We start from the raw sequence: 15305 nt of genomic DNA on the forward strand, positions 1-15305 counted from the left end.
TCGTCCAGCCGGCACGCCGTACCTAACGTCCGTGGATGGAACAGCTAGCGCGACCTCCTCGACCACCGGTCGACGGTGGTTGAGGAAGGACGAAGTCCTGTCTCGAAACCACTGCCTCGACCACCGTCCGACTGTCAGCGGACCTTTACGAGGTCGCTGCCGGCGTCGTAGCCGCTGGCGGTGGCGAGCACGACGACCTTGCCCTTGCGGGCCTTGCCGAGCCTCAGCACGCAGACGCCCTTGCCGTTGGTGGTGCACTTCGCGCCGCGGGCCTTGACCTTGGAGCCCTTCACCGTGTCACCGGCATCGGTGACGGTGACCTTGAGCAGTCCCGCGCGGCCCGCCTTGAGGGCGCCCGGCTTGGCCTGCACGGTGAGCCCGGCGAGGACCTGGGTGTGGATGACCGCCGTGCCGGTGTTGACGACGACGTCGCCTCGTCCGGTGCCCCCGTCGACGGCGATGCCGTAGACCTGCTCGCCGGGCACCTTCAGCTCCTGGACCGCCCCGAACGTCGTGGCCGAGGGGTCGGTCCGCACCGCCCGCGCCTCCTTGCGGGCCCCGTCGAAGGCCACCCACAGCCGCCCGTCCGGGGTGGTCGAGAGCGCGACGTACGACGCGCCCTTCGAGTCGGGCACCGTGCGGGCGCTGGGGTCACCGACCTTCCACACGGCCAGGGACTTCGCGGTCGGGTAGCCGACCTTGTAGGCGACGTAGACGCCGCCGCCGGGCCGTGCGACCATCGCCACCGCCTGGTCGGCGGCGAGCGAGCTGCCGCCGCTCACGGACCCCGGGGCCTGGAGAGTGGGGCCGAGCGTCGGGTAGAGCTGGCGCACGAAGACCCCCTGGTCGCTCGCCGCGCTGCCGTTGGCGTACCACGACGCCCACACCACGCCGTCCTGCTGCACGAGACTCATGTCGTAGGCGCAGCAGGCCGGCACCGTGAAGCTCTGCACCGGGCCGGCGCCGACCTGGTAGGTGATCGTCGAGTTGAGCGGGTACGCCGCCGCGAGGCTGCCGTCGGGCATCGTCGTGACGCCGGTGCCGTAGGAGCCGTAGCCGCTCGTGCTGCCGACGACGGGTGCCGTGTTCGGCGCGAGCGCCCAGGCCGCGCCGGCGTCGTCGGCGGACGCGGAGTAGAGGTAGCCCTCGCTGTAGGCGTCGCCGGTGGTCGTCGTGCGGAGCCCCCCGAAGACCAGGCGCAGACCGCTGCCGCCCACCCCGGAGACCAGGTCGGGGTCGAGCGTGGTCGACGCCCACGGACCGACCGCAGGGCTCGTGCCGGCGTACGTCCCGGCGGCGGTGACGTGGGAGACCGAGATGCTGTTCTGGTTGGCCGCGTCGCGCGTCGCGACGGCGACGTGCAAGGTGCCGTCGGGAGTGCGGTGCAGCCCCGGCTCGGTGATGGTGGTGACGCCGCTGCCGACGAGCGTCGACCAGGCGGGCCCCTTGCCGGGCTTGGCCGGTGCCGGTGGGGCCGCCTGCGCCGTCGGGGTGAGCAGAGCGGCGGCGAGGGCCGCTCCGGCAGCGGTCAGGGCGAGGGCGCGACGGGTCACCCTGTCAGCGTCGCCGCAGTGCCGGGCCGGCGCATGGCCCGTTCTCGCTATTGCGCGGGGACCTCGTCGAGGTGGTCGGCCAGCCGCTGGAGCGACCCCTGGAGGGTCCGCAGCTCGTCCTCGGTCATCCCGAGGGCGTCGGCGATGCGGCACTGGGCGTCGTGCAGCACCGGTCGCAGAGCCTCGCCCTGGGTCGCGAGGTCGACGACGACCGAACGGCGGTCGACCGGGTTGCGCTCGAGGGTGAGCAGCCCCCGGTCGGCCATCCGCCGCAGCAGGGGCGTCAGGGTCCCGTGGTCCAGACGGGTCGTCCGGCCGATCTCGCCGATGGTGGAGCGGCCCTGCCGGGCGAGGACGACGAGCACGAGGTACTGCGGATAGGTCAGTCCGTGCGGCTCCAGGACGGGTCGGTAGAGGCCCGTGATCGTGCGGGACAGGGAGTAGAGGTCGAAGCAGAGCATGTCCTCGAGCACCGCCGCCCGGCGCTCGGCGGAGGTGACCTGCGTCTCGTCAGCGTCTCCCACTTGTTCCACGTTACCTTGTGTGCAAGTCTTTTGTGCACAAGGGAAATCGATCCGAAGGAGCACGACATGCCCACTCGCACCGCCCGCACCGCCTGGAACGGCACCCTCGAGGAGGGTTCGGGCCAGGTCGAGCTGACCAGCTCGAAGGTCGGCACCTACGACGTCTCCTTCCCGAAGCGCGCGGCCGACGAGGCCGGCGGCGCGACGAGCCCCGAGGAGCTGATCGCGGCGGCGCACACCAGCTGCTACGCGATGCAGCTCTCCGCCTTCATCGCCGAGGCCGGGGGCACCCCGCAGGCCCTCGACGTCCAGGCCGACGTCTCGCTCGGTCCGGACTCCGCCGACGGCGGCTTCAAGCTGACCGGGATCAAGCTCACCGTCCGCGGTGAGGTCGAGGGCCTCGACGAGGCCGGCTTCCAGCAGGCCGCCGAGAAGGCGAAGGCCGGCTGCCCGGTCAGCAAGGCCCTCACCGGTGTCGAGATCACCCTCGACGCCGCGCTCGAGAGCTGACCCCACCCGCTGGGTCACCCACAGACGGCCCGTCCGGAGCCGGCACCGCACCGGTTCCGGACGGGTCCACCACACCGGCGGCACCACGGCGAGGCCCGGTCGCTCTCTGGGGGAGCGACCGGGCCTCGTCGCGTCCGTCGGTGCCACGACCTAAGGTCGGAGGGGTGAGCATCCTCGACGACGCACGCCCCGGCATGGACCCTGACGTCCGGCCGCAGGACGACCTCTTCGGCCACGTCAACGGCGCGTGGCTCCAGCAGACCGAGATCCCCTCCGACCGCTCCAGCTGGGGCCCGTTCGTGCAGCTCGCCGACGTGGCCGAGGAGCAGGTCCGCCAGATCATCGAGGACCTCGCCGCGAAGGCCTCGGCCCCGGGCGACGAGCTCGACGCCGAGGCGCAGAAGGTCGGCGACCTCTACGCCTCCTTCATGGACACCGAGCGCATCGCCGCCCTGGGCACCGACCCGATCCGCCCGCTCCTCGACGCGGTCGCCGCGCTGCGCGACACCCGCGACCTCGCGGCGTTCCTCGGTGAGTTCGAGCGCATCGGCGGGCACGGGCTCTTCGGGTCCTACGTCGACACCGACGACCGCGACAGCGACCGCTACCTCTTCCACCTCACCCAGGGCGGCCTCGGGCTGCCCGACGAGTCCTACTACCGCGACGACAAGTTCGCGGCGATCCGCGAGGCCTACGTCGCCTACCTCGCCACGATGCTGCGCCTCGCCGGCGGGGAGGACCCCGAGGCCGGCGCGCAGACCGTGCTGCGCATCGACACCCGGATCGCCCGGGGCCACTGGGAGCGCGCCGAGACCCGCGACGTGCAGCGCACCTACAACCTCACGACGTACGACGCGCTGCGCGAGCTGTGCCCCGGCTTCGACTGGGACGTCTACGTCACCAACCTCAGTGGCTCGACCCACGAGGCCTCGGCGCTGCTGGCCGAGAGCTGCGTGCGCCAGCCGTCCTACTTCGAGCACCTCTCGACCGTGCTCGGCGAGGTCTCCATCGAGGACTGGCGCACCTGGCTGACCACCCGGGTGCTGCGCAGCACCGCGGCCTACCTCACCGACGAGTTCGTCGAGGCCAACTTCGACTTCTACGGCCGCACCCTGTCCGGCACCCCCGAGCTGCGCGCGCGCTGGAAGCGCGGCGTCTCGCTGGTCGAGGGCGCCCTCGGCGAGGCGCTCGGCAAGGAGTACGTCGCCCGCCACTTCCCGCCGAGCTCCAAGGCGCTGATGGACGAGCTCGTCGCCAACCTGCTGGCGGCCTACCGCACGTCGATCAGCCGGCTCGACTGGATGACCGAGGAGACCAAGCAGCGGGCCTACGACAAGCTCGCGACGTTCCGCCCCAAGATCGGCTACCCCGAGAGGTTCCGCGACTACTCCGACCTGCAGGTGCGCCCCGACGACCTGCTCGGCAACGTCGCGGCGTCCTCGGCGTTCGAGACCGACCGACAGCTCGCCAAGATCGGCTCGCCGGTCGACCGCGACGAGTGGTTCATGCTCCCGCAGACCGTCAACGCCTACTACAACCCCGGCACCAACGAGATCTGCTTCCCGGCCGGCATCCTGCAACCGCCGTTCTTCAGCCCCGACGCCGACGGGTGCGAGAACTACGGCGGCATCGGCGCGGTCATCGGCCACGAGATCGGTCACGGCTTCGACGACCAGGGCGCGCAGTACGACGGCGCCGGCAACCTCAACGACTGGTGGACGCCCGAGGACAAGGCGGCGTTCGAGGTGAAGTCGCGTGCGCTCATCGAGCAGTACGCCGCGTTCGAGCCGCGCGACCTGCCCGGTGAGCACGTCAACGGCGAGCTCACCGTCGGTGAGAACATCGGCGACCTCGGTGGCCTCACCATCGGCCACCAGGCCTACCTGATCTCCCAGGGCGGGAGCGCCGACGAGGACGCGCGGCGCCGGCTGTTCATGAACTGGGCCTACTGCTGGCGCACCAAGCGGCGCCTCGAGCTCGCCCAGCAGTACCTCACCGTCGACCCGCACAGCCCGCCGGAGTTCCGCGCCAACATCGTGCGCAACCTCGACGAGTTCCACGAGGTCTTCGGCACCGCCGAGGGCGACGGTCTCTGGCTCGACCCGGAGCAGCGCGTCCGCATCTGGTGACCGCGTCGGTGGTCGTGGTTCCGAGACAGGACTTCGTCCTTCCTCAACCACCGACAACGGTGGTTGAGGAGGTCGCGCTGGCGACCGTCTCGAAACCACCTGCGCTGACCGTCCCGCTCACCCACCTGCCGGCAGCACCAGCCTGAACCGCGCACCGCTGCCCCGACGTGCCTGGTGGCACGTCAGGTCGCCGCCGTGCGCCCGGGCGATGCCGCGCGCGATGGCGAGGCCGAGCCCGACCCCGCCGGAGCGGCGTTCGCGGGCGTCGTCGAGGCGGGTGAGCCGCTCGAAGATCCGCTCGCGGTCGGCCTCGGGCACGCCCGGACCGTCGTCCTCGACCTCGATCACCACGGACCCCAGCTCGAGAGTCGTGGTGAGGACGACCCGGCCGCGGCCGCCGGTGGCCTGGTCGGCGTTGTCCACGAGGTTGGCCAGCACCTGGGCGAGCTGGTGGCGGTCGCCGTCGACGACCGCGTCCTCGCCGCGGACGAGGATCGTGAGCTCGGGGCGCGCGACCTCGCGCGGGGTGACGCACTCGGCGACCAGCTCGGCGGTGTGCACGGGGGCACGGCTCAGCTCGAGGCCGCGGTCGATGCGGGCCATCAGCAGCAGGTCCTCGACCAGACGACCGGCCCGGTCGGCCTCGCGGACCAGCGAGATGAGCAGGCGCTCGCGCTCCTCGCGGGGCGGGTCGGCGCGCAGCAGGTGCTCGCTGGTCGAGCGCATCCCGGTGACGGGGGTGCGCAGCTCGTGGGCGGCGTCGGAGACGAAGTCGCGCAGCCGCGCCTCGCTGGCCAGCGCCCGCCCCTCGGCGCCCTCCAGTCCGTCGAGCATGTCGTCGAACGCCGCCGCGGTGCGGCCGAGCTCGGTGCCGGGTCGGTCCGGTCGCAGCCGCCGGCCGCGGTCGCCCGCGGTGATCGCCCGCGCCACGCCGGTGATCCGCCGCAGCGGGGCCAGCGCCGCACCGACCACGGGCCACAGGGCGAGCGCGGTCGCCAGCAGCACGACCAGGGCGCTCACCACCATCGCGAAGCGGACCTGGCCGAGGGTGTCGTCGATCTGACCGCGGTCGGCGTACAGCTGCACCTGCGTGCCGTCGCTCAACGTCTCGGACACGGTGAGGAACGCCCCTGCGTCGACGATGTCGGCGTCCTTCGGGCCCGGGCCGCCGGCGGGGCCGGCCGGACCGTCCGCCGGACCGGGCGGTGCCGGCGCATCGGTGGTGGTGGTGCTCGTCTGCTGCGGGTCGCGCGGCAGCCGGCCCGCGGCGTACGTCGTGCCGTCGGTGGTCGTCACCCGCACCGCGATGCCCTCGCCCTCGAGCTGCTGGGCGAGCTCGCGGGTCTCGACCCGGTCGACCAGGATCGTCGCGACCCCCGCACGGTCGAGGAGTCGGTCGCGCAGCTGACCCTCGAGACGGGAGGCGAGCACCAGGTCGAGGACGACGGCCAGCACCAGCAGCATCGCCGCCAGCAGGGCGAGCGACATCCACGTGACGCGCAGGCGGAGCGACGGCGTGCGCAGCTGCTCCGACGGACCCGCGCTCACGACGGCGCCCGCAGGACGTAGCCGAGACCGCGTTCGGTGTGGATGAGCCGCGGGCCCTGCGCCTCGAGCTTGCGGCGCAGCGCGGAGATGTGGACCTGCACGAGGTTGTCGGCGTACTCGTCGTAGCCCCAGACCTGGCTCAGGAGCTGTGCCGAGGACAGCACGCGGTCGCGGTGGTGGGCCAGGTGCAGCAGCAGCCGGAACTCGGTGGCGGTCAGCTCGAGCCGCGTGCCCGCGCGCATCGCGACGGCGCCCTGCTCGTCGACGACGAGGTCGCCGACCTCGATCACGGCGGGCACCGCGCCGATGCGTCGCAGCAGGGCGCGCAGGCGGGCGACGAGCTCGGCCATCACGAACGGCTTGGCGACGTAGTCGTCGACGCCTGCGTCGAAGCCCTGCAGCCGGTCCTCGACCGCCTCGCGCGCGGTGAGCATGACGACGGCCGCGCTCGACTCGCTGCGCACCACGCGGGCCAGCGTCGGCCCGGCGCGCCCCGGCAGCATCCAGTCGAGCACGACGAGGTGGGGCCGGAACGAGCGGAGCTGTGCCTCGAGCTCCTCACCGTCCTCGACGGCCTGCACGGTCCAGCCCGCGTCGCGCAACGCGGCCGCGACGCTCTCGCGGATGGTCTCGTCGTCCTCGACCACGAGGATGCGCGCCTTGCTCGCGGGGTTGCTCACGACTCGATTCTCGCGGCCCGGACCTGAAGAGCACCTCAAGAACGACGCTCCGGGGCCCGTCCTTGAGGTGGTCTTCAGGTCCGCTGGCCAACGTCGTGGTCATGGCCCGAACACTCATCGTCTTCGCCCTCGGCGTCCTCGTCGGCGCCGTCGTCTGGCCCACGGGCCCCGGCACGGGGCTCGAGGCCGGGCTCCACGGCCTGAGCGCGACCGTCGCGCAGCTGCTGAGCGGCGCTGCGGACCTGCTCACGCCGGGCAGTCCAGGCCCGGGCCGTCCCTGACCCACCCACCCGCACCACCCACCTGAAACCACATCTGAACCACCCGAGAAGGAGAACGACATGACCGAGCACGACGACACCCAGCCCATCCAGCCGGTGCGCCACGAGGTGGCCGAGCCGACCCAGCGCCTCGAGGCGTTCGGCGCCGCGTCGCCGGCCCCCGAGCGCCGTCGACCGCGCCGCACCCTGGTGATGGGCCTCGCCGCCGGTGCGCTCGCCGGCGTCATCGCCGCCACCGCGGTGCCCGCGCTGGCCGGCGGCGGGCCGTCCGACCAGGGCAGCACCTCGGCCCCGTCGGCCCCGTCGGCCTCGACCCCGGCCGCACCGACCGATGCGCCCAGCACGGACGCCGACGCCCCCGCCGCCCCCGCCGCACCGGAGTCGGGCGCCCCGGCGCCCGAGGGCCCCGCGGCCGGCGCTCCCGCCGGCGGACCGGCGGGCCCCGCGGGCGGACCCGCCTGCGGCCCCGGCCCGGTCGCCCCGCCCGCCGCGGGCGAGGACGGCACGGCCGCCGACGGAACGGCTCCGACCCCTCCGGCGCCGCCGGCCGCCGGCGACAATGGTGACAAGGGCGGCGCCCCGACGCCGCCCGCCCCGCCCGCCTCTGGGGACAAGGGCGAGAAGGGCGAGAAGGGCGACGCCCCGACCCCGCCCGCCCCGCCCGCGGCCGGCGAGAACGGCGAGACCCCGGCTCCGCCAGCGGCGCCGTCCGCTCCGGCCGCGCCGTCGGCCAGCTGACCGAGGCGTGAGAGCGGGACCGGCACGTCTGGGGGGCGTGCCGGTCCCGCGGCGCTCCGTTGCGCGGTGCCGGCGGCGGTGCCTGTGGAGAGCCAGGACCGGACGTCGGTGAGCGCTGGTAGACACGACGTGTGAGCACCGCACCCACCACCGACGTCCGCGAGGCGGCCGAGGCGCACCTGCGCGCCCTGGTCGGGCCCGCAGGCGGCGACGACGTCCGGCTCCGCGACGACCAGTGGCGCGCGATCGAGGCGCTGGCCGTCGAGCGGCGCCGGGCGCTGGTGGTGCAGCGCACCGGCTGGGGCAAGTCCGCGGTCTACTTCGTGGCCACGCTGCTGCTGCGCGAGCAGGGCGCGGGTCCCACGGTCATCGTGAGCCCGCTCCTCGCGCTGATGCGCAACCAGATCGCCGCGGCCGAGCGGGCCGGCATCCGCGCGGTCACGATCAACTCCACCAACAGCGAGTCGTGGGACCCGATCCACGAGTCGATCCGCAACGGCGAGGTCGACGTCCTGCTGGTCAGTCCCGAGCGGCTCAACAACCCCGGCTTCCGCGACGAGGTCCTGCCCCGTCTCGCCGCCACCTGCGGACTGCTGGTCGTCGACGAGGCCCACTGCATCTCCGACTGGGGTCACGACTTCCGTCCCGACTACCGCCGCCTGCGCACCCTGCTCGGCGAGCTCCCCGACGGCATACCGGTCCTCGCGACGACGGCTACCGCCAACCAGCGGGTGACCGACGACGTCGCCGAGCAGCTCGGCCGCGACGTCCTCGTGCTGCGCGGCAGCCTCGACCGCGAGTCGCTGCGCCTGGGCGTGGTCCGGCTCCGCACCGCCGAGCAGCGCCTCGCCTGGTTGGCCGACCACCTGTCCGAGCAGCCGGGCTCGGGCATCGTCTACTGCCTGACGGTCGCGGCCACCCAGGAGATCGCCGACTACCTCCGCTCCCGTGGCCACGACGTCGCTGCCTATTCCGGCCAGACCGAGCAGACCGAGCGGCTCGCGCTAGAGGAGGCGCTCGCCGCTGGCCGGATCAAGGCCCTGATCGCGACCAGCGCCCTCGGGATGGGCTTCGACGCGACCCTCGGCTTCGTCGTCAACATGGGCGCCCCGCAGTCCCCGGTGGCCTACTACCAGCAGGTCGGCCGCGCCGGTCGCGGCAGCAACCTCCCTCCCAAGGGCGCCACCGTCGTGCTGCTCCCGGCCACCGAGGACCGCGACATCTGGGCCTACTTCGGCTCGCTGTCCTTCCCGCCCGAGGACCAGGTGCGCCAGACCCTCGACGTCCTCGCCACCGAGGGACCGCTCGGCACCCCGGCCCTGGAGACCCGCGTCGAGCTCGGTCGCTCGCGGCTCGAGCAGATGCTGAAGGTGCTCGACGTCGACGGCGCCGTACGCCGCATCAAGGGCGGCTGGGAGGCCACGGGGCGCCCGTGGAGCTACGACGCCGAGCGCTACGAGCGCGTCAAGCAGGCCCGCGAGCGCGAACAGCAGGCGATGCTCGACTACCTCGCGACCGACCGGTGCCGGATGCGCTACCTCCGCGAGCAGCTCGACGACCCCGAGGCGACCGACTGCGGTCGCTGCGACAACTGCGGGGGCCTGCAGCTCGACACCAGCGTCTCCGAGGCGGCCGTCGAGGAGGCCGGGGCCAGGCTGGCCCGGCCGGGGGTGGCGATCGAGCCACGCAAGATGTGGCCCACGGCGCTGCCCACGATGGGCATCGACCTCAAGGGCAAGATCGGCGAGGGCGCCGAGGAGGGCCGGGCGATCGCCCGGCTGACCGACCTCGGCCACGGCCAGGCGCTGCGCGCGCTGCTGCGGCCGGACGCGCCCGACGGGCCGGTGCCGGTCCCGCTGGTGCGGGCGGTGCTGACCGTGCTCGACGACTGGCAACCCTCCGTCGACGCCATCGTCGTCGTCGAGTCGCTGTCGCGTCCCACCCTCACCGAGGACCTCGCCCAGGGCCTGTCGCGCCGTCTCGGCGTGCCCGTCGTGGGCCACTGGGCGATCGTCGACCCTGACGTCGCGCCCGGCCAGGGAGCGATGAACTCCGCCCAGCGCGTCGCGGCCGCCGGGCGCCGTTCCTCCCTGCAGGCCGACATCGAACCGGGCGCGCGAGTGCTGCTCGTCGACGACCAGGTGGTCACCGGCTGGACCTTGACCCTGGCCGCCAGGGCGATCCGTCAGGCCGGGGCCGCGGCGGTGCTGCCTCTGACGCTCGCGGTGCAGTCGTGACCTGCGGAAACGCGCGCCCACGGGATACCGGGAGGCCATGACGACGGTGGCAGTGCTGGGCACGGGCAAGATCGGTGCCGCGATGGCGCGTCAGCTGATGGCGCACGAGCACGACGTACGTGTGTGGAACCGCAGCGAGGACAAGGCGAAGCCGCTCGCCGACGACGGCGCCGTCGTCGCCGCCGACCCCGCCGAGGCGGCGCGCGGCGCCGACGTCGTGCTCGTCGTGCTCTTCGACGCCGACTCCGTGGTCGAAGTGCTCGAGCAGGCTGCCGCGGGCTTCGGCGAGGAGACCGTCGTGGTGCAGTCGAGCACCGTCGGCCTCGACATCTCCCGCGTCGCCGAGGTGGCGGACCGGCTCGGCGTCGGGCTCCTCGACGCGCCGGTGCTCGGCACCCGCGGCCCGGCCGAGCAGGGCAAGCTCACCGTCCTGGCCAGCGGTGACCCGAGCCTGCGACGGGTGGCCGACCCGGTCTTCAAGGCGGTCGGCGCCCGCACGGTCTGGGTCGGTGACGAGGTCGGGGCCGCCAGCCGGCTCAAGCTGGTCTGCAACGCCTGGGTCGGCTCGATCACCGCAGCGATCGGGCAGTCCGTCGCGCTCGCCGAGGGCCTCGGGCTCGACCCGCAGCTGTTCGTCGACGCGGTCAGCGGCAGCGCCGTCGACGCGCCCTACGTCGCGATCAAGGCCGGCTGGATGACCAGCGACGACGACAGCGTCGCCTTCGACGTCGACGGCGTGCGCAAGGACCTCGGGCTGATCACTGCCGCCGCCGAGGGCCACGGCGTCGACACCCGCCTGCTGCAGGCGGTCAAGGGCGCCTACGACGAGGCAGCCGAGGCCGGTCACGGCAGCGAGGACATGGCGGCCGTGCGCTCGGCGTTCTGAGCGGGCCCGTGGCCCCCGCCGACGACGTCGAGGAGGTCCTCCGGCTCGAGCGCGAGCTGCAGTCGCGTGCCTGCCGGACCGATCCGGTCCGGGCCGACGAGCTGCTCGCGGACGACTTCCTCGAGGTCGGCGCGTCCGGCCGGCGGTGGGACCGTGCCTCCGCCCTCGGGCTCCTGCGCGAGGAGGCCGCCGCCCACGACGCGGGTGAGATCGAGGTGCTCGACCTCGAGGGTCGCGCGATCGCGCCGGGCGTCGTCCTGGTCTCGTGGGACTCCCACCGCGCCGGTCGACGGGCGCGACGCACGTCGCTGTGGTGCTGGCGCGACGGTCGCTGGCAGCAGGTCCACCACCAGGGCACCCTCCTCCCCTGAGCTCCGCCCTGTCGGCCTCCTGGCCGGACATCGACGCTCTCCGACCGGATCACGCCTGGTCGGCGGCGGCTCGGACGGTCACGCTGGTCCCGTGCTGGAGCTCTGACCCAACTGCGAGTGCTGCGACCGAGACCCAGGAGGCTGCTGATCAATGGCAAGGGGCGGTGTCAGCCCCGCCCCAGCACGCACCCGAGCGGTTTCTACTCGGTCGCCGTGCCTCCGGCACGGCTCCCTCGTCGGCACCACTCGTGCACGCACCGGGACGACGCTGACATCCACCCCCATTGATCAGCAGCCTCCTGGACCCGTCCTCGCCGGACGTGCTGATCTGCAGCTACGAGTGCACCTGGTGCCGCGAGTGCGCGACCTCTGTGCTCGGCGGGACCTGCCCCAACTGCGGGGGCGAGCTGGTGCGGCGACCGGTCCGCCCGGCCGCCGCCCTCCTGACCGACCCTGCGTCGACGCGCCGGGTGGTGCGAGCCGCCTGCGTCAGGCCGTGACGCGCTCCACGGCCTCGACCAGCCGCGGGTCGCTCGGCTCGACGCGCGGGGAGAAGCGGGCGACGACCGACCCGGAGGCGTCGACGAGGAACTTCTCGAAGTTCCACGAGATGTCGCCGGTGCGACCCTCCTCGTCGGGGGTGTCGACGAGCTCGGCGTAGACGGGGTGGCGGTCCTCGCCGTTGACGTCGATCTTCTCCGTCATCGGGAAGGTCACGCCGTAGGTTGCGGAGCAGAACTCCTGGATCTCTTCGGCGGAGCCGGGCTCCTGGCCCGCGAACTGGTTGCACGGCAGGCCGACGACGGTGAAGCCGGCGCCGGCGTGGGCCTCGTGGAGCTCCTCGAGCCCGGCGTACTGCGGGGTCAGTCCGCACCTGCTGGCGACGTTGACGAGCAGGGCGGGACGGCCGCCGGTGATCTCGCCCAGGGTGCTGGCGGTCCCGTCGAGGCGGGCGATCGGTGCGTCGAGGATGCTCACCCGCTCGATCGTAGTGAGCGCTCGTCGTGGAGGAGGGGGGTGTCGGAGGCGCGGGCTAGTTTCGGGGCCGTGAGCTTCGTGCCGGTGACCGGAGCCGCGACGTTCCGGCCCGCCGAGCCGCCCCGGGACGCCGTGGTGGAGTTCAGCGACGACCGGCGCCGCGTCGAGCTGCCCATCCGCTCGGCCCTGCCGGTGCTCACCAAGGCGCTGTCCCGTCCCGACCTGCACCCCAGCGTGGGGCTGCTGTCGGGCGCCGCGCTGCTCGGGCTGCGGCTGGTGGCGGCCGGTCGCATCGCGCCTCGACCCGCCACCGAGGAGGCGCCTGCGAGCTGGCGGATGGGGCCGCTCCCGGACGACGACGAGGAGCGGGTGCGGGCGCTGGCCGGCTCGCGGACCTATGACGGCGTCGACGCCGCGCAGGCCGAGGAGCTCGTACGCCGCGTGCTCGACGCCGTGGCCGACTGCGTGCCGCGGGCCGCTCCCACGACGAGCCAGGCGGCGCCCGCCGAGGGGTTCGAGCAGCGGCTGAAGGGCCGGCTGGCGCGCTACCGCGAGCAGGCGGCCCGGGAGGAGCGCGAGCGCGGGCTGCCGCAGCTGGTGCGCATCTCGCTGCGGGTCGAGGCCGACGAGGAGGAGCTGCTGGCGGGCGCGGTGCGCCTGGTCCTGCAGGTCCACGACGAGCAGGACCCGCTCCACCTGTGCGACGCGGCGCTGCTGTGGGCCGACGAGGACGCGGCGGCCCACGGCTTCGGTGAGCGGGCCCGCACCCATGCGGCGATCGCGCTGCGCGGCGCGGCCGAGGCGTGGCCGGTGCTCGACCGGCTGCTCGAGCTGCGGGTGCCCGACCAGATCACCCTCGACGGCGACGAGCTCGAGAGCCTGCTCGACGGCGGGCTGGAAGCGCTGCAGCGGGTCGGCGTCGATGTGCTGTGGCCGCGCAGCCTCGGCCGCGACCTCACCGCCACCACCGTCCTGGACCGGGCCGCCCCGGGCACCGCCCGGGAGGCTCAGTTGCGCACCGGCGTGTTCGGCGAGCAGGAGCTGTTCAGCTTCCGTTGGCAGCTCGCGGTGCACGGCGAACCGCTGACCGAGGAGGAGATGGAGCAGCTCGCCTCCTCCGCGGCGCCCCTGCTGCGCCTGCGCGGCAACTGGACCGTCGTCGACCCGGCGCTCGCGCGCAAGGCGCGCAAGCGCGTCATCCGCACCGTCGAGCCCGTGCAGGCGGTCGCGGCGGCCCTCACCGGCACCGTCCAGCTCGGCACGGCCGACGCCCCCGCCGAGGAGCAGGTAGTGCTGGGCGCCTCCCTGCTCCAGGTGCGCGAGCAGCTGCTCGGCGCCGCGACGCAGGCACCGGTCGAGACGCCGGCGGGCCTGCGGGCCGAGCTGCGCGACTACCAGCGCCAGGGCCTCACCTGGCTGGTCGAGCTGACCTCGCACGGCCTCGGTGCGTGCCTGGCCGACGACATGGGGCTCGGCAAGACCGTCACCCTGATCGCGCTCCACCTGCACCGCCAGGCGGCCGGCCGCACCGGCCCCACGCTCGTCGTCTGCCCGGCCAGCCTGCTCGGCAACTGGGAGGCCGAGATCCGGCGCTTCGCCCCCGGCGTCGGCGTACGCCGCTTCCACGGCGCGGCGCGCTCGCTCGAGGAGGTCGGGCACGGGGTCGACGGTGGGGTCGACGATGGGGTCGACGGGGGCTTCGTCCTGACGACGTACGGCACCATGCGGGTCAGTCACGAACAGCTCGCCGCCGTGCCGTGGGGCCTGGTGGTCGCCGACGAGGCCCAGCACGTCAAGAACGCCCGCTCCTCGACCGCCCGGGCGCTGCGCAGGATCGACAGCGGCGTGCGGGTCGCGCTCACCGGCACCCCGGTCGAGAACGACCTGACCGAGCTCTGGTCGATCCTCGACTGGGTCATCCCCGGGCTGCTCGGCAGCCGGCAGGCCTTCCGCCGGGTGTGGGCCAGCCCGATCGAGGCGGGCGTGCACGAGGCCAGGACGCGTCAGTTCGCCGACCTCATCGGCCCGTTCCTGCTGCGCCGGCGCAAGTCCGACCCGGGCATCGCCCCCGAGCTGCCGCCCAAGACGGTCACTGACCACCCACTCGGCCTCACGCGCGAGCAGGTCGTGCTCTACGAGTCGTTCGTGCGCGACACGATGGCCCGGATCGAGCGCGCGGCCCCCGACGACCAGGTCACCCGGCGCGGACTCGTGCTCGCGCTGCTCACCGGGCTCAAGCAGATCTGCAACCACCCGGCGCAGTTCCTCAAGCAGTCGGGCGCGGTGCGGCTCGGCGGTCGCTCGGAGAAGCTCGAGCTCGTCGACGAGCTCCTCGCCACCGTCCTCGCCGAGGGCGGCGCGGCGCTGGTCTTCACGCAGTACGTCGCCATGGCGCGGCTCATCGCCGCCCACCTGGAGCGCCAGGGCGTGCCGCACCAGCTGCTGCACGGCGGCACCCCGGTCGCCGAGCGGGAGGCGATGGTGGCGAGGTTCCAGGCCGGCCCCGAGGAGGGCGGGGTGCCGGTCTTCCTCCTCTCCCTCAAGGCCGGCGGCACCGGGCTCAACCTCACCCGGGCCGACCACGTCGTCCACTACGACCGCTGGTGGAACCCCGCCGTCGAGGAGCAGGCGACCGACCGGGCCTACCGGATCGGGCAGACCAAGCCGGTGCAGGTGCACCGCCTCGTCACCACCGGCACGATCGAGGCGAAGGTCGCCGAGCTGCTCGAGCGCAAGCGCTCGCTGGCCGACGCCGTCCTGGGGCGCGGCGAGGCCGCGCTGACCGAGCTCGGCGACGACGAGCTGCGCGACCTGGTCACGCTGCGCCGCGAGGACGCACGCCGTTCCGGGGCCGACCGGCGGTGACGGGC

General features: G+C 73.8%; 14 protein-coding genes. 9 read left to right on the plus strand and 5 right to left on the minus strand.

The genetic code is table 11. The features are described 5' to 3' along the window. Positions 1-134 precede the first annotated feature (134 nt). On the minus strand, positions 135-1553 hold the full coding sequence (locus GRQ65_RS05095) for a hypothetical protein (protein WP_160875883.1): 1419 nt from the start codon (positions 1551-1553) through the stop codon (positions 135-137). Positions 1554-1600: 47 nt separating this feature from the next. Continuing rightward, complete coding sequence (locus GRQ65_RS05100) at positions 1601-2077, minus strand: MarR family transcriptional regulator (protein ID WP_202387660.1); 477 nt, start codon at positions 2075-2077, stop codon at positions 1601-1603. 66 nt (positions 2078-2143) lie between these two features. Here GRQ65_RS05100 and GRQ65_RS05105 point away from each other — a divergent pair, with 66 nt between their 5' ends. Next, on the plus strand, positions 2144-2587 hold the full coding sequence (locus GRQ65_RS05105) for an OsmC family protein (protein ID WP_160875885.1): 444 nt from the start codon (positions 2144-2146) through the stop codon (positions 2585-2587). A gap of 164 nt (positions 2588-2751) precedes the next feature. Next, the gene (locus GRQ65_RS05110; RefSeq protein ID WP_160875887.1) at positions 2752-4716 is read left to right on the plus strand and encodes a M13-type metalloendopeptidase; all 1965 of its coding nucleotides are present in this window, start codon (positions 2752-2754) and stop codon (positions 4714-4716) included. Positions 4717-4833: 117 nt separating this feature from the next. On the opposite strand, the gene GRQ65_RS23815 is transcribed toward GRQ65_RS05110, so the two are convergent. Then, positions 4834-6264 (minus strand): ATP-binding protein, encoded by a 1431-nt coding sequence (locus GRQ65_RS23815; RefSeq protein WP_202387661.1) that lies wholly within the window; start codon positions 6262-6264, stop codon positions 4834-4836. After that, a complete protein-coding gene (locus GRQ65_RS05120) occupies positions 6261-6944 on the minus strand; it encodes a winged helix-turn-helix domain-containing protein (protein WP_160875889.1) in 684 nt (227 codons plus the stop codon). The genes GRQ65_RS23815 and GRQ65_RS05120 overlap by 4 nt, the downstream gene beginning before the upstream one ends. 101 nt (positions 6945-7045) lie before the next feature. Here GRQ65_RS05120 and GRQ65_RS05125 point away from each other — a divergent pair, with 101 nt between their 5' ends. The 6 genes from GRQ65_RS05125 to GRQ65_RS24265 all read left to right on the plus strand — a co-directional run bounded on the left by GRQ65_RS05125 (position 7046) and on the right by GRQ65_RS24265 (position 11957). Beyond that, a complete protein-coding gene (locus GRQ65_RS05125) occupies positions 7046-7225 on the plus strand; it encodes a hypothetical protein (protein WP_160875891.1) in 180 nt (59 codons plus the stop codon). Between the two features lie 60 nt (positions 7226-7285). Further along, the gene (locus GRQ65_RS05130; protein WP_160875893.1) at positions 7286-7963 is read left to right on the plus strand and encodes a hypothetical protein; all 678 of its coding nucleotides are present in this window, start codon (positions 7286-7288) and stop codon (positions 7961-7963) included. Between the two features lie 131 nt (positions 7964-8094). Continuing rightward, a complete protein-coding gene (locus GRQ65_RS05135) occupies positions 8095-10200 on the plus strand; it encodes a DEAD/DEAH box helicase (protein WP_160875895.1) in 2106 nt (701 codons plus the stop codon). 1 nt (position 10201) lies between these two features. After that, a complete protein-coding gene (locus tag GRQ65_RS05140; RefSeq protein ID WP_272917576.1) occupies positions 10202-11086 on the plus strand; it encodes an NAD(P)-dependent oxidoreductase in 885 nt (294 codons plus the stop codon). 8 nt (positions 11087-11094) lie between these two features. Then, complete coding sequence (locus GRQ65_RS05145; protein ID WP_160875899.1) at positions 11095-11457, plus strand: DUF4440 domain-containing protein; 363 nt, start codon at positions 11095-11097, stop codon at positions 11455-11457. 284 nt (positions 11458-11741) lie between these two features. Continuing rightward, the gene (locus GRQ65_RS24265) at positions 11742-11957 is read left to right on the plus strand and encodes a DUF1272 domain-containing protein (protein WP_160875901.1); all 216 of its coding nucleotides are present in this window, start codon (positions 11742-11744) and stop codon (positions 11955-11957) included. On the opposite strand, the gene GRQ65_RS05155 is transcribed toward GRQ65_RS24265, so the two are convergent. After that, on the minus strand, positions 11947-12435 hold the full coding sequence (locus tag GRQ65_RS05155; protein WP_160875903.1) for a glutathione peroxidase: 489 nt from the start codon (positions 12433-12435) through the stop codon (positions 11947-11949). The two genes, GRQ65_RS24265 and GRQ65_RS05155, sit on opposite strands and share 11 nt — an antisense overlap. 69 nt (positions 12436-12504) lie before the next feature. Here GRQ65_RS05155 and GRQ65_RS05160 point away from each other — a divergent pair, with 69 nt between their 5' ends. Continuing rightward, on the plus strand, positions 12505-15300 hold the full coding sequence (locus GRQ65_RS05160; RefSeq protein WP_160875905.1) for an SNF2-related protein: 2796 nt from the start codon (positions 12505-12507) through the stop codon (positions 15298-15300). The last annotated feature ends 5 nt before the right edge of the window (positions 15301-15305 follow it).

Origin of the sequence: Nocardioides flavescens (assembly GCF_009823805.1) — a bacterium.
Taxonomy (GTDB): domain Bacteria; phylum Actinomycetota; class Actinomycetes; order Propionibacteriales; family Nocardioidaceae; genus Nocardioides; species Nocardioides flavescens.